The sequence below is a fragment of the Vibrio sp. OPT46 genome (assembly GCF_015163535.1).
GTDB classification, from domain to species: Bacteria; Pseudomonadota; Gammaproteobacteria; order Enterobacterales; family Vibrionaceae; genus Vibrio; species Vibrio alginolyticus.
In genome coordinates this window covers 52,634-69,871 of record NZ_JADDYG010000164.1, presented here as the reverse complement: position 1 = coordinate 69,871, position 17,238 = coordinate 52,634, and the positions used below count along the sequence as shown (strand labels likewise).

The following is a 17,238-nucleotide window of genomic DNA, read 5'->3' as shown; positions in this document are numbered from 1 at the left end:
GGCGGTATTAGTATCGGGCGGTCACTCTATGATGGTGGAGGTGAGAGGCATCGGTGAGTACAAAATTCTAGGTGAGTCGATTGATGATGCGGCGGGCGAAGCGTTTGATAAAACAGCGAAGCTAATGGGTTTGGATTACCCAGGCGGTCCACTATTATCTAAACTGGCGGAAAAAGGTACACCGGGCCGCTTTAAGTTCCCGCGCCCAATGACGAATGTGCCAGGTTTGGACATGAGTTTCTCTGGTCTAAAAACCTTTACGGCTAACACGATTGCTGCAAACGGTGATGACGAGCAAACTCGCGCGGACATCGCATTGGCATTTGAAGAGGCTGTGTGTGCTACGTTGGCTATTAAATGTAAGCGCGCGCTTGAGCAAACAGGCATGAAACGCATTGTTATTGCTGGTGGTGTGAGTGCTAACCGTCGTTTGCGAGCTGAGTTAGAGAAGTTAGCGAAGAAAGTTGGCGGCGAAGTTTACTACCCACGTACTGAGTTCTGTACAGATAACGGTGCGATGATCGCTTACGCAGGCATGCAGCGCTTGAAGAATGGCGAAGTGGCTGATATGTCAGTAGAGGCTCGTCCACGTTGGCCAATTGATCAACTAACACCTGTCGCTTAGTCAAATTTATGCGGTAGGTTTGAAACCGGTTCTGTGTAATAAAGGTCTCTGCTCCTCAGAGGCCTTTATTTTTAATTATTCAATGAACCGCCTCGTTTTACATTCTGACTGATGCGAGCAGTTCGCTATTGTTTCAGTGCTAGGATGACGTGGAAGAATAAGAAATGGATATAACAATGAATAAGTTTGAAATTGAAGGTCAGCAACTTGCTTATCTAGATAAAGGTGAGGGCCCTGTGCTTCTATTTGGTCATAGTTACCTTTGGGATAGCCAAATGTGGGCGCCGCAAGTTGAGGTTTTAAGCCAGTCATTCCGTTGTATTGTGCCAGATCTTTGGGCACATGGTGAATCGGACGCTGCACCTGCATCGACACAGTCATTGGCCGACTATGCACAACATATGTTGGCATTGATGGATCATTTAGATATCGAAGAGTTCTCGATAGTGGGCTTATCTGTTGGCGGCATGTGGGGAGCAGAGCTAACGGCTCAAGCGCCGCAACGTGTTAAGTCACTGGTATTGATGGATACCTTCATTGGCTGGGAGCCAGAAGTTACGTATAAGAAGTATTTTGCAATGCTTGATACCATCAGCCAAGTCCAAGCAGTGCCTGCGCCAATTATTGAAGCCGTTGTGCCGCTGTTCTTTGCCAACAACGTCAATCAGGATAACCCTAAACTTGTCGCTTCATTCAAACGCAGTTTAGAAGAGCTGAACGGTGAGCGTGCGGTGGAAGTAGCTCGCATAGGGCGCATGGTGTTTGGTCGCCGGGATGTGATTGAGGATTCGGAAAAATTTGCTCTGCCGACGTTAATTGCAGTGGGCTGTGAAGATAAACCCCGTCCAGTTTTTGAATCTTATTTAATGAAAGACTGTATCACAGGCAGTGAGTTGGTGGAGATTCCCCAAGCGGGACATATCAGTTGTTTAGAGCAACCTGAGTTCGTCAACCAGATGTTGTTGAACTTCCTGAATCGAGTTCATGCGTAACCAATACATCCTTCTTTAAACGAAAAACTCGGCATTAAGCCGAGTTTTTTTGTGTCAGTTTTTTCTCGCCGATTTTTGGCTCGTCGCCAGACAAAAGCCGACGAATATTTTGATGATGCTTAAATACGATTAAGCAGCACAGCATAGCAACAGGTAACGTGTATTGCGGTTTAAACATCCAAGTATAAAACGGAGTGACCAAAACCGTGACGAGAGCCGCTAAGGATGAATAGCGGAATAGCGCGGCTACTGACAGCCAAGTTAACATTACCAATCCTGTTAAGTCCAAACCAATCGGAGCGATAGCGCCAAGCGCGGTTGCGACACCTTTTCCGCCTTTAAAGTGGAAAAAGATGGGGTACATGTGGCCAAGACAGGCAGCAATGGCGATGACGCCAAGAATGATAGGGTCGATACCAAGAAAGTATCCGCCCCACACGGGGATAGTGCCTTTGAGCATATCACACAACAAGACTGAAACAGCGGCTCCTCGTCCGCCAATACGCAATACGTTCGTTGCTCCAGGATTGTTAGATCCCACACTGCGTGGGTCTGGCAGTTTTAAGAGTCGACAGATCAAAACCGCACTGGAAACCGAACCTAATAAATAGGCGGCCATTGTCATTATCAGTGCCAGTGCGTCCATAGAAGTCCTTGATGGATTGGAATTTAATGCTCGGTTCCCGCGTAGTTGCTATCATACCCCGAATTTACATAATGCAGAAATCCTCACTGTGATAGAGCTTGCATTATGTGATTTCTTGTATATAAAGATGCTTTCGCAGTTTATACCTAAGTAACATTGTGATGACCAAAGTAAATGTTACTTAGGTATAGAATACTACGATCAAATTACCCCTCACGGGTATCCGACCTCTGTAATAGAAGGACATAAGATGGCTCTGGATAAAGTTTTTATTGAACAGTTAGAAGTAATCACCACCATTGGCGTGTACGACTGGGAACAACAAATCAAACAAAAGTTGGTTCTAGATATTGAAATGGCACACGATAATAAACCTGCGGGCAAAAGTGATGATGTGCAAGATGCACTGGATTATTCGCAGGTGAGTGAGGCGGTACTTAACCACATTGAAAATGGTCGTTTCTTACTGGTCGAGCGCGTGGCTGAAGAAGTAGCAGAGCTTATCATGCTGCGTTTCTCAGTGCCTTGGGTGAAAATCCGCCTAGCGAAGCCTGGCGCCGTGCCGCAAGCACGTGCTGTTGGTGTGGTGATTGAGCGAGGCCGAGCATGATCACCACCTATATCGGTGTTGGGACGAACGTAGAAAGAGAGCAACATGTGCTTGCTGCGTATCAGGAGCTGCAACGGCTTGGAGAAAATCTTCTCGTATCACCGATATATGAATGCGAACCTATTGGTTTTAGCAGCAAGAATTTCTACAACTTTGTCGTTGCAATGCGTACCGAGTTGTCATTAGAAGAGTTGAGCCATCAACTACGCGAGATTGAATTTAAGTGGGGACGCGAAGAAAACGCGCAAAAGTATCAGGATCGAACACTGGATCTCGATATAGTGTTGTTCGGTGAGCGCGTCTCCAAGAAAAAACCTGAGCTACCTCGCAGTGATATCTACAAATATCCTTTTGTCACAAAGCCGTTGTATGATCTCGAACCGCAATTAGTGATCCCAGGCGATGGACGCACAGTCGCAGACATTTGGCATGCTATGCAGCCAGTCGATTCGCTCAAACCCGTTTCCTTTCATTTTTAATTTGAGTTGTTTACATGAGTTATTTTGAAGCCTTTATTTTGGCTCTGATTCAGGGGCTGACAGAGTTTTTGCCTATCTCAAGCTCTGCCCATTTGATCCTGCCTTCCGCTATTTTAGGATGGGAAGACCAAGGTCTGGCCTTTGATGTTGCTGTTCACGTCGGTACATTAATGGCTGTCGTGATCTATTTTCGTCATGAAGTAATCACTTTGTTTCAAGCGTTATTTGCTTCGATCTTTAAAGGAGATCGCAGTAAAGAAGCTAAATTGGCTTGGATGATCGTGATTGCGACGATTCCAGCTTGTGTGTTCGGCTTATTGATGAAAGACATCATTGAAGTGTATCTACGTAGCGCTTACGTCATCGCGACTACCACGATCGTATTTGGCTTGTTGCTATGGTGGGTAGACAAAAACGCTAAACTCGTTGCCGATGAATACCAAACGGGTTGGAAGAAAGCTGTATATATCGGTATTGCTCAAGCCTTAGCGATGATTCCTGGAACTTCACGTTCAGGGGCGACCATCACAGCAGCGCTTTACCTTGGCTTTACTCGAGAAGCGGCTGCCCGATTTTCGTTTTTAATGTCGATCCCAATCATTACATTAGCTGGTAGCTACTTAGGTATGAAGTTAGTGACCAGTGGTGAACCTGTCCATGTTGGTTTCTTAATGACTGGCATTATCACATCGTTTATCAGTGCGTACATCTGTATCCACTTCTTCTTGAAGATGATTTCACGCATGGGCATGACACCGTTTGTGATTTACCGTCTGATTTTGGGCGTCGGTTTGTTCGCTTTTCTATTAAGTGCATAATTGATGTTAACGAAAAACGCCCGCGAAATCCGCGGGCGTTTTTGTTTGTTCGTTACTTCTTAAGTGCTGCTTTCACTGCTTCAATACGTCGTTTTTCTTGCTCGTCACGAATCGCAGGGCCTTTAAAGCCCTCTTTGATTATGGTTTGAACGTCAACTGCCGCTGCTGCTTGGTAGGATTGCCTAAAAATATCCGCCTGTGGATATGGTTGCGTTTCCAGTCCTTTACGACCAGCGTGATCCGCTTGGCAGCAAAGCAAGATATCTTGCAGACGTTCGGACTTACGCCACACATCAAGTTTATTGAGTATTTTAATTATGGTTTGTGGTTTAAGTTCAGCCGCGCGATGAATATTGGAGTGCTGTTCGCACACCATCAAGGCTAAATCACGAAACTCATTTGGTACCCGGACACGTTCGCACAGCTTTTTGATCAGTTTTAATCCTGTATGGCAATGCATTTTGTGGCTTGGCCATTCGCTCTCTGGCGTCACGCCTTTACCCAAGTCATGCACTTGGGCGGCAAACCTGACGGGGAGTGAGTTACTCAATTTTGCGGCTTGCTCTGCCACCATCAAAGTATGGATGCCAGTATCGATTTCTGGATGCCACTTCTCAGGTTGAGGTACGCCAAATAGTGCATCAATTTCAGGTAACACCACGGTTAATGCCCCACAGTCTCGTAGAACCGATAAGAAGATATCAGGGCGAGGAGTAGAGAGAGATTTATGCCATTCTTGCCAAACACGCTCGGGAGTCAGTGTGCTCAGCTCTCCGGACTCTGCCATGTGACGCATTAACCGCATGGTTTCGTCGGCAATCGTAAAGTTTAGATCAGCAAGCTTCGCTGCGAAGCGAGCGACACGTAAAACGCGTAGAGGGTCTTCAATAAAGGCGTCTGATACATGGCGTAGCAGTTTATCGTTGAGATCTTGCTGGCCACCATATGGGTCATGGATCCTGCCATCACTCTCCATTGCCATCGCGTTAATGGTTAAATCACGACGTATCAAATCTTCTTCTAAGGTGACGTTTTGATCGAAGAAGCATTCAAAACCAGTGTAACCAGAACCTGACTTTCTCTCTGTTCGTGCAAGGGCATGTTCTTCTTTACTTTTGGGATGCAGAAATACAGGGAAGTCTTTACCAACGGCGGTGTATCCTTGGGACAGCATCATCTCAGGCGTCGCGCCTACGACTACCCAATCGTTGTCATAACTATCAATTCCGAGCAATTTATCTCGAACAGCACCACCTACTAAATAAACTTGCACAAATTACCTCTTAATTTATGGATATGCCGTTGGACATTGTAGCAAGCAATGGTACTTTTCTTTACTCCTAAGAATAGAAGAAGAGCGTTTATACCATGTCTGACTATTCCCAGGTGGTTTTTTAGCTGGAGAGCCTAATGTATAAGGACTTTTTTGGGTTTGTCGAACAACCATTTTCGATTGTTCCAAACTCACGTTATTTGTATTTAAGCCAACGTCACAAAGAGGCAATCACACATCTCCAAGCTGGGCTAGGCGATGGCGGTGGCTTTGCTATGCTTACTGGCGAAGTAGGTACAGGCAAAACGACTGTCGCAAAAGCGATGCTGGCGAATTTGGGTGATAACACCAAAGCGGGTCTTATCCTCAATCCCACGTTTTCGAGTAGAGATTTGCTCGAAGCCATTTGTGATGAGTTCAAAATCACCTATCCGCCAGACGCAAACCTCAAACAGCTAAACCAGGTTATCCATCAATATTTGCTGCGTAATTATCGTTCAGGCTGGCAGACATTGCTGGTCATTGATGAGGCTCAACACCTTGCTGCCGACGTTCTAGAGCAGTTGCGCTTGTTGACCAACTTGGAAACCGATACCAGAAAACTGCTCAAAGTATTGTTGGTCGGGCAGCCTGAATTGCAGCGGTTATTACAAACAACACAACTACGCCAACTTGCCCAGCGTATTACTGGGCGTTATCACCTGTTGCCGTTGGATGAAAAAGAGACAGAAGATTACATCGCATTTCGACTACATACAGCAGGTGGCAACCAGCAACTGTTTAATCGTGCTTCTTGTAAACTTATAGCCAAATACAGTCACGGTATACCGCGGCTCATCAACCTTATCTGTGACAAATCCCTCAACATTAGTTATCACCAGGGTAATGTGGTTGTGGATAAGCAAACCGTTCAGCAGGCCTGTGAAGAGGTGATGCAGTTTCAGGCAGATATTTATCAGCAAGATAAAAAAGAGCGCCGGACTTTCCGTTGGCCTGCTTGGGGCTCTGTCACGGTAGGCCTTATTGCTGCATTAAGTACGGGGTGGGCGGTCGTGAATTATATGCCAGCTCAAGCGACGTCAGTGTTGACACAAGTGACGGAGCCAAGAGTAGAGCCAACACCAACCGTCGTCAGCCAACAGTTAACGGATGAGCAGCGTGATTTATTGTTAACACAAAAACAGTCGAACCTCGCTGTAAATGATTTGTATCGTTTGTGGGGGTATCAAGCATCGGTTCGCGATAATCTTTGTTTGTCAGAACCGCAGTCGACTATGCGTTGTGAGCGTAAAATGGCGACTTGGCCGCTGTTGATGCAACAAAATCGCCCTGTGATCTTGGAGTTGAATTATCAAGGTGATGTTGGGTATGTCATTCTATATGCCGTCGGTAATGATCAAGCTGAAGTGCTCAATGGTAAGCAGCGTCTCCGTCTGCCAGTTTCGTGGCTAAAGCCGTTGTGGCAGGGCAATATTATCGAACTGTGGCATGCTCCGCTGAATGAAACATTACGTTTAGACATGGAAGGCCCTGCGATTGAAGTATTAGACCGATTATTAGCAGAAGCGGTGAGTGAGCCACTGCTTGAAACGTCTATTTTTGATGGTGCGATGAAAGAGCGAGTCGAGTTATTTCAACGTTGGCAAGGAATTGGTGTCGATGGTATTGCAGGTAAGCGAACGCTAGACCGACTTCAGCAAAATGTTCAGCCAGATGCGCCTCAACTGGCGAGAATCGAGAAGGAGGACGCATAATGTCAGCTGTGAAACATATAGGTCTGTTCTTGCTGCCAATCACTGCTTCTGCTATCGGAGTCGCTTGGTACTTAGATCTCTTTGCACCGAGTGCTGAAGTAGATACAACGTCCCCGATAGAAAAGGTCGAAGTGGTATCACCTTTCAAAGTATTAGACTATCCAGAGAACACCCAGTTGGCCCAATTGCCAAGAGAGTGGCCAAGTGCAGAGCTATCGCGTGATTTTGGTACATTTACCACCCCCGATGAATACACGAGCCATACACCAAGCAGAGATGAAACACGCAACTCAGCATCAACCCAAGCGACTTCTGCTGCTGAAGAGGACCTCGGGTTGTCTTTGGATGATCTGGATTTATCCTCATTATCTCCTGATTTAGCTAGGAAGGTCGAAAATGCCTTATCCCGAGATGATGACAATTCTTCATCACAAACGGCACGCGTGAACGATTTAGAGCGCAACGCTCACCAGTGGCAAGGGCGTCTACCTGCGCTTAATTTGCAAACCCATATGTACGCTAGTGATGAAAATCGCCGTTGGGTGAAAATTAACAATATTGAATATCATCAAGGGGATGTCGTTGATGATCAGGTCACTCTAAGAGAAATACAACCGCAAGCTGTGATTGTTGAGTTCCAAGGTGAGCAAATTCGTATACCAGCGTTGTATGAGTGGAAAGGGTAACTCTTGTAGAAACACATCAAGCCAGCGAAATCATATCGCTGGCTTTTTATTTTTCAGAGCATCTTTTGCATCTATTCTGGTGATGATTTTTAGATACTCAAACAAGCAAAATATAGCTTTTCTCAGTCGTTTAAATAGCACCAATATCATTCATCTATTGATAGCGCGATTCCAGTCAACGTTGTGTAAAAAGACACCATCTTCACGAACTTCGGAGTAATGACTTGGTCCACGTTAGACCCCATCACATAATAGGAGTCTAAACAGAGACACATGCGTATTCTGATTTTTTCTTTAAGCATTGTTGCATCGACAAGCTATGCAGCAAAGCCAGACCCATTCCCAGTTACACCAGATAGTCGCGGGCAAGATTTCATGGTCAGTGCGACGAATCCTTACGTGAGCAGTACCGGTTACTCAATATTGAAAGAAGGCGGTAACGCTGTTGATGCTATGGTCGCGATGCAGATGGTGATGTCTGTCGTTGAGCCAGATATGACCGGAATTGGCGGCGGGACTTTCGCGCTGTTTTATCAACATGACGAGAAAAAATTTCTGGCCCTTGATGGTCGAGATGAAGCGCCCTCTAGCGCGAACCCTGAAATGTTTGTTGAGAATGGGGAAGTACTCAGTCGCAACGAAATATTAGGCCCTCGTTCTGTTGCGGTTCCGGGCACGTTGCGGTTGCTTTACACCACTCATGAACAATACGGCAAGTTGCCATGGGCAGAGCTGATTAAGCCAGCGATTACATTGGCGAGCAATGGGTATGCGATGAACAGCTACACCTACGACATCGTAGTAAGAGAGCAAAGCCGACTTGAGCAAGATCCGGAAGTGAAAGCCTTGTATTGGCAAGGGGACGATATTAAGCCGACGGGAACCTTGATGAAGAACCCTAAGATGGCTGAGACGCTGAGGAAGATCGCGCAACAAGGCGATCGTTACCTTTATGGTGGTGAGCTTGGTCAGCACATCGTAGAGACGGTTAATAGTCGTATTGATGACCAACACGAGAAGTTGTCTTTAGAAGATTTTAAACATTACCAAGTGAAGCAGCGTGACATCATTGAGAGCGACTACCGTGGGAATAAAATCGTCTCTTTTGGTTACCCAGCTTCGGGCGGTGTGATGGTCGCTCAGAGTCTTGAACTGCTCGCACCCTATGACATTGCCCATATGGCGAAAACGGATGTGGAACCTTGGCGTCTCATGACTGAAGCGATGCGAATTGCAAAAGCCGATCGTATTGCGTATGCCGGAGATCCGGATTATGTGGAAACGCCAGTTGAACAGTTGTTGTCTAAAGCCTATCTAGATCAGAGACGTGATTTAATCCCTGATAATGGCACTTTAAAAGAGGATCCAAAAGCAGGACAGATAACGCAAACTCAGTATGCGCAATATCAAGGCTTCGAGAGCAAAGATACAGGGCATATTTCTATCGTCGATAGAGATGGAAATGCAATTGCGATGACCAGCACGGTAGGAACGGGTATGGGCTCGGGTGTGATGGTCGATGGCGTTGTCTTGAATGCGCAGATGGCTAACTTCTCACCTCTGCCAACGGTTAACGGCAAACCTACACAAAACTCAATTGAAGCGGGCAAGCGTCCACGTTCGGCTATTACGCCATTAATGGTGATGGACAGTGATGATAATTTGCGTTTGGTGGTTGGGTCACCAGGTAGTTCACAAATCCCGGGGTATGTACTCAAAACCGTGGTTGGGGTGCTGGATTGGAACTTATCAGCGCAAGAGGCAATTGACTTACCAAACATTCAGTACGGCACCAAAATAGACCGCACTAAGCCTTATGACCCGACTGGCTTGCTGGTGGAAAAGAAAACGTTCGCAGAAATGCTGGTGCCTGAGTTTATGGAGCTTGGCTACCCAGTGCACGTTATTCCAGTGGTAAGCGGTTTGAATGCAATTGAGCTAAAAGATGGCAAGCTTTATGGCGCAACGGATCGTCGTCGAGCCTCTAGTTCAATGGGGGAGTAATACTCACTTCTGTCAAACGAAGCAAACTAAAAAGCCAGTCGATATCGACTGGCTTTTGCGTTCTTTTTAAAGATAAAAGCGTGAGGTTTATGCCCAACCCGCAGGAGAGCGCTTTCTACGAGGCATGACATGCGGAAGAATCAAACCAAATAGTAAACCTAAACCTGCGACACCGCCGCCATAAGTGAAGTACTTAAGCAGCATGTCATCTTTTTGTGTATCCAGTTTTGCGCGTAGCTCGCGGTTTTCTGTTTCAACAGAAGTAAGCTGATCGCTGATCTCAGAGTATTTATTTTCTAGATCTGAAATTTGTTGGTTACGTGTTTCGAGAGAGGTAACAAGACCGGCTTTCTCTGCATCAGAAGTTTGACGAGCATTAGCAAGCTGCTCTTTTACTTCGGCTAGCTCTTTCTCAATGCGAGGAAGGCGAATTGCCATGCTCTCTTGGTTTGTCACAAACTTGCTTTGTACCCAACCAGTGCGACCACGGTCATCACGAACTTGCGTGTAGCCAGTATCTCGGTTGGTTTTAATCAGTTGTACTTTAGAACCGGCGTTAACACTACCAATAATACGGTAGGTGTTATTTGGACCTGAGTGCATAAAAGTGAAGAGGTCATCAGAAATATAACGGTCTGCTGCTAGGGCCGCTGGCGCTGCTAGCAAAGTAAACAAAACCGTGATGATTAGTTTTTTCACAGTAAATCCCTTAACGATTTTTCTTGGAGACAGCGTTGGCACCGAATGATTGGAGCCGGAAATAGACGAATAGTATGCAGTTTCAAACCTCGGTGCAACAAAGAAGGGAGGCAAAGCCTCCCTTTCTGTGCGTTTGAGTCAATAATGACAAAGCGCTTACATTCTATTGACGAGTGTCTTAAGCGAACATCGCTTGAAGTCCGTAGAAGAATACTACGGCCAATAACGCCCCCGCTGGTAGTGTAACGATCCATGATGCCACGATGTTACGAACTACGCCTAGGTTCAGTGCTGCGATACCACGAGCAAAGCCAACACCGAGAACCGCACCAACCAATGTTTGAGTGGTTGAAATTGGCAGGCCTGTACCAGACGCTAGAACTACCGTACATGCTGTTGCTAGCTGTGCTGCAAAACCGCGGCTAGGCGTTAGCTCAGTGATGCCTGTACCAACGGTTGCCATTACTTTGTGACCCAGTGTTGCAAGACCGACCACGATACCAATACCGCCAAGAGGTAGAATCCACCAAGCGATGGTGCTTTTCGTGCTGATTTCGCCCATGTGTTCAACAGTCGATACGACAGCAGACAGTGGACCAATGGCGTTTGCAACGTCGTTTGAACCGTGTGCAAATGCCATCGCACAAGCGGTGATAACCATCAGAACGCTGAAGATACCTTCCACGCCAGAAAAGCTGCGGTCTTCTTCGCGATTAGCGAATTTTTTCTGGATGTATACGTAGCCGCCAATCATCACAAGTGCTGAAACTGCTGCTGCCCACATCCAGGCTTCACCATTGGTCAGGTGAAGACCAACGTGTTTCAGACCTTTTTTGATGGTTACAAGTGCAATCACCATTGTTGTGATGAACATGTAAACAGGTACAAAACGTTTCGCGTTAAACAGAGGGTTCTCTGTATCAAAAATCAGGCGTTGTGCGCTGACAAAGATAACGTAAGCAAAGAAACCTGAAATCACTGGCGTAATAATCCAGCTACCAACAATGCCTTGAACGCTGCCCCAGTCAACCGCTTCAGTACCTACTGATACGCATGCAAAACCAATGATTGCACCTATGATTGAGTGAGTCGTTGATACTGGCCAGCCCATGTAAGAAGCAAGAAGCAGCCATGTACCTGCTGCCAAAAGCGCAGACATCATGCCGTAGACAAGAACATCTGGTTGACTAGCAAATAAAGAAGTTTCGATTACACCTTTACGGATAGTGTCGGTTACTTCACCGCCTGCAAGGTAAGCACCTGCAAATTCGAAGATCATCGCAATGATGATAGCTTGTTTTACAGTTAGCGCTTTTGAACCTACAGATGTACCCATCGCATTAGCAACGTCGTTCGCGCCAATACCAATCGCCATCATGAAACCAAAAATCGCTGCAACAATAATCAGGACAGTGCCGTAGTTCGCAAGGATATCCATCGTAATACCTAGTTGTTTTATAACAAGCGGAACAAAATTTTACGCGCGCCAAACCATAAGACGATGAAAATAGTCATCGTCCCTATGACACGTGTTAATTATGCTCTTCGTTATGTCGTTAACTTTATGTTTTAAGATCGAGATAGCATGACTTCCAAACGAGCACCTACGCGCTGCGCTTGGTCGGCAATACCACCTACCCATTCAAGAATCTTGTACAGGAACATGACATCGATAGGGTTCATGTCAGCTTCAATCACCATCAACTGTTGGCGAAGTTCAATCTGCATGGCATCGGTATCATCTTCGATAACGTCTAATTGATGAATCATTTCAGCGACGAGCGTCACTTCACGGCCTTTGAAGCCGGTTTCTAGCAATTCATCAAGTTCATTGATTACCTTTTGCGCCTGCTCGGCAGCATCAAGACAACGTTGAACGTAAGCGAGGAAGTGTGGTTGGAGAGCCTCAGGGATGACAAGTTGACGACCATATACACGGCCAGCAATGTCTTTTGCCAGGTTTGCAAGTTTGTCCTGTTGAGTCAAAAGCTCAAGCATGTCAGTACGGTCGACTGGCATGAACAAACCGCGAGGCAGTTTTAGACGGATTTCACGTTTCAGCACATCCGCTTCTTTCTCTAGGTGAGAAATTTGTGCACGGATTTCTGCTGCTTTTTCCCAATCACCCTTTGAAGATACTTCAAAGAATTTCACCAAGTGTGAACAACATTCGTTGACACACACAACGTGGCGTTGCAAAGGCTTAATTGGGGACTTTGCAAATAACCCCATAATTGTATTTACTGGCATGGTCATTCAACCTAATAACTATAACCTTAAAAAAACATACACCATTTCTGAGTGCTTGGCGAAATGTTGAACGATGGCTATAAAGGCGCGCATGGTAACGCATTAAATCGCTCATTAAAACTGTTTTAGATCATCATTCCGGCGATATTTCTCTCTTGCCGTGTGAGAAATTACGCAATATCCTGTTTCTATCTGCTTTGAAAGGTATAGCTATGGAAACCGAAATAGAACTGAAGTTTTTTGTTTCTCCTGAATTTTCAGAAACTTTAAAAGAAAAAATTTCTGAGACAAAAGTACTTCAGCATAGTTGTCGTGACTTGGGTAACACCTATTTTGATACTGCCGATAAATGGCTTAGAAAGCACGACATTGGTTTAAGAATTCGCCGTTTTGATGATGTATTCGTCCAAACCGTAAAGACAGCAGGACGCGTCGTCGCAGGCTTACATCAAAGACCAGAATACAATGCTGAGCACACTAGCGACGAGCCTGATCTGTCGCTTCATCCTCTAGATATTTGGCCTCCAGGTAAAGATGCAGAAACGCTGCAATACGAGCTTATGCCATTATTCTCGACCAACTTCACACGTGAACAATGGCTGATTGGCATGCCCGATGGCAGTCAGATTGAAGTTGCCTTTGACCAAGGTTTAGTTGTAGCCAAAGGTGAAGACGAAGAAGAGAAGCAAGAGCCAATTTGCGAAGTTGAACTGGAGCTTAAGTCTGGCCAAACCGAAGCTTTATTCACACTGGCACGCAGCTTTTGCGAGCAAGGCGGTATGCGCTTGGGTAACTTGAGCAAAGCGGCGAAAGGTTATCGACTTGCAAGCGGTTATGCGGGTGATGAAGTAAAATCATTGGCACTTGTGGACAGTAGTCCGACGGATACCGTTGAATTTTGCTTGATCAACTCATTAGAGCACGCTTTGTCTCATTGGCATTATCACGAGCAAATTTATGCTGAGCGTGACAGCGTGGAAGCACTGCGTGAAATCAGTAATGCCATTCGTTTCATTCGTCAAACATTGACTATTTTTGGCGGGATTGTCCCTCGTCGCGCGAGCGCGATTCTGCGCCAAGAGCTTAAATGGTTGGAAGAAGAACTGAGTTGGTTGGATGAGCATGCACACCTTGAAGAGCTTTTAGATGACAAAGGCAATGTGCTGCGCAAGTTGGATGCACGTAAGTTCTTAGTATCTGAGCTGACTCAGCAGTTACAAGAGTTGCCAAGCCGTGAAGAAGTGCTAGGGTTGCTCAATTCCGCTCGTTACACAGGGTTACTGCTGGATCTAAGCCGCTGGATCTTAGCACGCGGTTGGCAGCCATTTCTTGATGAAAAAGCACGTGAAAAAATGGCAAGCAACATCATGCCGTTTTCAGTTACTCAGCTCGATCGCACTTGGGCTGAGCTAATGGAAGCTTTCCCAGCAGAGCGCGATTTGACGGCGCAAGAGTACGTTGATCAGCGTTATCGCTTATTGCGTAATCTCTATACCGGCATTGGTTTCGCGAGTTTGTATAACTCGGATGAGCGTAACAGCTTCCGTTTACCATGGGCGGATCTGGTGCATGGTATCGATGATCTGCTAATGCTGAACCACTTGCTCCCGTTGGTTGATATGCTGGAAGACGCAGAAAAAGAGCAGTTAGAACGCTGGTTGCACCGTCAAGAGCGCTCAATTTTGCATGCAATGGATCAAACCCGAGCGATCAGTGTGGAAGTACAGCCTTATTGGCGTGAATGATCGTTCTGGTGGTAACGACAAAAAAATAGGACCGCATGGTCCTATTTTTTTGTCTCTGTTTTACGTTGTTGTAGCTCTTTTTCCATGAAATCGAGTCGTTCTAGTATTTGCGCTTGTTGGGTTAGGAGCTGCTCGAGCATACGTTCTTTATTGATTGAACTGTGCGTCTGTTGTTTCGTTGGGGCAGTAAGGATAGAGGTGATAAGACCCGAGATCATACCAAAGATACCCACCCCGCAAACAATGATGATGACAGCCAAAAACTTTCCTATGGAGGTCACAGGATAATGATCGCCGTAACCAACCGTTGAGATCGTTACAAATACCCACCACAAAGCATCGGCGCCAGTGCGAATATTCGCTTCTGGGTTTTTCGCTTCGATAAACAGCATTGCACTAGAACCGAGCGTTATGAGGATAACCATCAATAGCAGTATAGAGGCGACCGTAGTTTCGCGGCGGTTTTCTTTGAGCTGATGCAAAATGAACTTTGACGAACGCAGTACTAATACCACTCGCATAATATGAAAAATACGCGCAAAGCGCAGGGGCTCTATCAATGGGATGCTCGCCACGAAATCTATCCAATGACGTTTAAGGAATAACCAGCGATCTGTGGACCGGATCAAATCAATGGTGAGCTGTAGTAGAAAAATACTACAGATTATGAAATCCAGACCGATAAGAACTTGACGGGTTTCGTGATCGATCGGGAAAAACAACAAGCCAGAGATCACAAATAGTGCCATAAAAGACAATATTAGTGACAACAGGCCCATCGGTCGTGTGCTGTCTTTGATATCATTGTTTTTCATACGAAGCTCAAAATAAATCGCGTAACCACGCAAAGCGCGAACATAACTATAAGTAATATAAAGATTATAGATAAAGACTATATAAGACTCGGTGGAGAACTGACAATGGAAAAGCTGGCATTTAAGCCATGGGAAAGGGTCATATCCGACATTCGACTGGTGCCTAAAATGGTCATGCTGATGGTCTTCAGTACTGTCCTGATCGTGGCAAAACAACTGTGGGACGCAAACACTTTTTACGATTCACTTTTAGCGGCGACACAAAACGCGCAAGTTGCCCAACAGCATTATGAAGCATACTTAACGCAAGTTGCTTGGCAAACCGCCTTATTGATAGTGGTTTTTGTCGTGCTCTTATTAGCGGCGGCTAGAGTGATGTTGCGTCAAACACAGTATCTGAGCGACGCGATCAAACTGATGGCGAGCAAGAACCTCTCTGTTCCATTTGGTATGGATTGTAAAGATGAATACGGAGACGTGGCACGTGAATTAGAAAAGACACGTCGACAATTGCACGATGTTATTCAAATGCAAATTAATGCGTCTGATGAATTATCAACGCTCACCGAAGTCATGACGCTGAGCATGTCGGAAACGAAGGAATCGGCGCAAGAAGAGTTTAACGAAATTGATCAACTTGCTACGGCGATGAGTGAAATGTCGTCGACGGTCCAAACGGTTGCGGAACATGCCCAGACGGCATCTTCTCTAACAGAGCAAGCTTCCGCACAAGCAATTTCTGGTCAGCAGTTCTTGCAAAGTACAATGGCGAAAATGAGTGAACTTTCGTCGGATATCGCTTCATCGGCACAAGCGGTTAACCAAGTTGAAGAACGTGTTGAAGCCATTGGTAGCGTTGTAGGGACGATTCAAGGCATTTCTGAACAAACCAACCTGCTTGCACTGAATGCGGCGATTGAAGCGGCGCGAGCTGGCGAGGCTGGGCGGGGTTTTGCTGTGGTTGCAGATGAAGTTCGTAACCTTGCCCAACGTACACAACAAGCGACGGTAGAAATTCAAGAGATGATCGCACAGCTGCAAACCAGTGCTGAATCTGCGGTAGAACTCATGGAAAAAAGCGTTGTAGAAGCGGCAGATGGAAACGAGCTGGTTTCTAATGCTGGATCTGAGCTCGATGGTATTGTTGGGCAAGTGACGCAAATCAATGACATGAACTTCCAGATCGCGACGGCGTCTGGTCAGCAAAGCAGTGTTGCAGAAGAGATGAGCCAAAACCTCACCAATGTACGTGAGTTGGTTGAAGCCTCAGTTGTTGTTGTTACCGAGCTGCTAGAAACCTCTGAAATGATGCAAAATAATGCAGGTGAGCTAGACAAGAAGATCAAATCTTTCCAAGTTTAATATTCGATCCCGAACTTTTGATAAAACGCCCACAAACCTTTTGTGGGCGTTTTTATTTGCTTTCAGTCTGGTATAAAGAATGAGTTACCGTGCTTTTCAAACAAGGAAGAAAAATGCAGCTGCCTTCGCCACTGATTTCTATCGCTGAATCTGCCGTACAAAACGCCCAAGACGCAGGTTATTTTCCCCTTTGGCCCGATGAGGTTGCGCAGCAATTTCGTTATGTGGCGGGCTTAAGCCAGTTTATAACTGAAGCCATTCATCGCGATGAAGTCCTAGCCCGTGAGTTGCCAAGTATGTTAGCGCAGCCAAGTCGTCAGGAGTCTTACCGCTCACGCCTTGCTGAACTGTTGGAACAATGTCCTGATGAGATGTTTGGTCATCGCGTATTGCGTCAGTTTCGCAATCGAGAAATGGTGTACATTGCGTGGAAGGATTTCACGCATGCATGGTCTCTAGAGACGTCTTTAAGCCACTTAT

16 protein-coding genes and 1 pseudogene are annotated in these 17,238 nt (G+C 46.0%); 11 read left to right on the top strand and 6 right to left on the bottom strand.

Annotated elements, in window-relative coordinates; all coding sequences use genetic code 11:
- Both IQR33_RS32445 and IQR33_RS07280 read left to right on the top strand, forming a co-directional pair.
- Positions 1-625 (top strand): tRNA (adenosine(37)-N6)-threonylcarbamoyltransferase complex transferase subunit TsaD (locus tag IQR33_RS32445; RefSeq protein ID WP_228013786.1); only part of this gene is annotated, 625 nt, incomplete at its 5' end.
- Between the two features lie 176 nt (positions 626-801).
- Entirely contained in the window at positions 802-1,617 is an 816-nt protein-coding gene (locus IQR33_RS07280) for an alpha/beta fold hydrolase (RefSeq protein ID WP_053350197.1), read from the top strand.
- 34 nt (positions 1,618-1,651) lie between these two features.
- On the opposite strand, the gene plsY is transcribed toward IQR33_RS07280, so the two are convergent.
- Positions 1,652-2,263 (bottom strand): glycerol-3-phosphate 1-O-acyltransferase PlsY, encoded by a 612-nt coding sequence (gene plsY / locus IQR33_RS07275; protein WP_005379857.1) that lies wholly within the window; start codon positions 2,261-2,263, stop codon positions 1,652-1,654.
- Positions 2,264-2,513: 250 nt separating this feature from the next.
- Between plsY and folB the strand changes: the two genes are divergently transcribed.
- From folB to IQR33_RS07260, 3 genes are read left to right on the top strand one after another with little or no spacing between them, the layout of a single operon-like run.
- Positions 2,514-2,873, top strand: a complete 360-nt coding sequence (gene folB / locus IQR33_RS07270; RefSeq protein WP_005379859.1) for a bifunctional dihydroneopterin aldolase/7,8-dihydroneopterin epimerase — start codon at positions 2,514-2,516, stop codon at positions 2,871-2,873.
- Positions 2,870-3,352, top strand: coding sequence for a 2-amino-4-hydroxy-6-hydroxymethyldihydropteridine diphosphokinase (gene folK, locus IQR33_RS07265; protein WP_005387457.1), 483 nt, complete (start codon positions 2,870-2,872; stop codon positions 3,350-3,352). Before folB ends, folK begins: the two co-directional genes overlap by 4 nt.
- 14 nt (positions 3,353-3,366) lie before the next feature.
- A complete protein-coding gene (locus IQR33_RS07260) occupies positions 3,367-4,170 on the top strand; it encodes an undecaprenyl-diphosphate phosphatase (RefSeq protein ID WP_047101968.1) in 804 nt (267 codons plus the stop codon).
- A 52-nt stretch (positions 4,171-4,222) separates the two neighbouring features.
- Here the strand turns inward: IQR33_RS07260 and IQR33_RS07255 are convergent, their stop codons facing one another.
- Positions 4,223-5,443, bottom strand: coding sequence for a multifunctional CCA addition/repair protein (locus tag IQR33_RS07255; RefSeq protein ID WP_193837543.1), 1,221 nt, complete (start codon positions 5,441-5,443; stop codon positions 4,223-4,225).
- Positions 5,444-5,580: 137 nt separating this feature from the next.
- On the opposite strand from IQR33_RS07255, the gene IQR33_RS07250 reads away from it, so the two are divergent.
- The 3 genes from IQR33_RS07250 to ggt all read left to right on the top strand — a co-directional run bounded on the left by IQR33_RS07250 (position 5,581) and on the right by ggt (position 9,887).
- Entirely contained in the window at positions 5,581-7,197 is a 1,617-nt protein-coding gene (locus tag IQR33_RS07250) for an ExeA family protein (protein WP_193837544.1), read from the top strand.
- The gene (locus tag IQR33_RS07245; protein WP_182015955.1) at positions 7,197-7,883 is read left to right on the top strand and encodes a general secretion pathway protein GspB; all 687 of its coding nucleotides are present in this window, start codon (positions 7,197-7,199) and stop codon (positions 7,881-7,883) included. Before IQR33_RS07250 ends, IQR33_RS07245 begins: the two co-directional genes overlap by 1 nt.
- A gap of 273 nt (positions 7,884-8,156) precedes the next feature.
- Positions 8,157-9,887 carry a gamma-glutamyltransferase gene (gene ggt / locus IQR33_RS07240; RefSeq protein WP_193843607.1) on the top strand — a complete coding sequence of 577 codons (1,731 nt, stop codon included), beginning with the start codon at positions 8,157-8,159 and terminating at the stop codon, positions 9,885-9,887.
- An 87-nt stretch (positions 9,888-9,974) separates the two neighbouring features.
- Here the strand turns inward: ggt and IQR33_RS07235 are convergent, their stop codons facing one another.
- From IQR33_RS07235 to IQR33_RS07225, 3 genes are all read right to left on the bottom strand, one after another.
- Positions 9,975-10,586, bottom strand: coding sequence for a TIGR04211 family SH3 domain-containing protein (locus IQR33_RS07235; RefSeq protein WP_005379900.1), 612 nt, complete (start codon positions 10,584-10,586; stop codon positions 9,975-9,977).
- A 178-nt stretch (positions 10,587-10,764) separates the two neighbouring features.
- A complete protein-coding gene (locus IQR33_RS07230; RefSeq protein ID WP_005379898.1) occupies positions 10,765-12,024 on the bottom strand; it encodes an inorganic phosphate transporter in 1,260 nt (419 codons plus the stop codon).
- Positions 12,025-12,155: 131 nt separating this feature from the next.
- Positions 12,156-12,836: a TIGR00153 family protein gene (locus IQR33_RS07225; protein WP_193837545.1), complete on the bottom strand. Its 681-nt coding sequence runs from the start codon at positions 12,834-12,836 to the stop codon at positions 12,156-12,158.
- 212 nt (positions 12,837-13,048) lie between these two features.
- Between IQR33_RS07225 and IQR33_RS07220 the strand changes: the two genes are divergently transcribed.
- Positions 13,049-14,581, top strand: a complete 1,533-nt coding sequence (locus IQR33_RS07220; RefSeq protein ID WP_193837546.1) for an inorganic triphosphatase — start codon at positions 13,049-13,051, stop codon at positions 14,579-14,581.
- Between the two features lie 41 nt (positions 14,582-14,622).
- Here IQR33_RS07220 and IQR33_RS07215 read toward each other — a convergent pair whose 3' ends face one another.
- Positions 14,623-15,396: a potassium channel family protein gene (locus IQR33_RS07215; RefSeq protein ID WP_025768395.1), complete on the bottom strand. Its 774-nt coding sequence runs from the start codon at positions 15,394-15,396 to the stop codon at positions 14,623-14,625.
- Positions 15,397-15,501: 105 nt separating this feature from the next.
- Here IQR33_RS07215 and IQR33_RS07210 point away from each other — a divergent pair, with 105 nt between their 5' ends.
- Together IQR33_RS07210 and IQR33_RS32440 are read left to right on the top strand one after the other, a co-directional pair.
- Entirely contained in the window at positions 15,502-16,758 is a 1,257-nt protein-coding gene (locus IQR33_RS07210) for a methyl-accepting chemotaxis protein (protein ID WP_005379890.1), read from the top strand.
- 113 nt (positions 16,759-16,871) lie between these two features.
- Positions 16,872-17,238, top strand: a pseudogene (locus IQR33_RS32440) (bifunctional glutamine synthetase adenylyltransferase/deadenyltransferase); the annotation flags it as partial.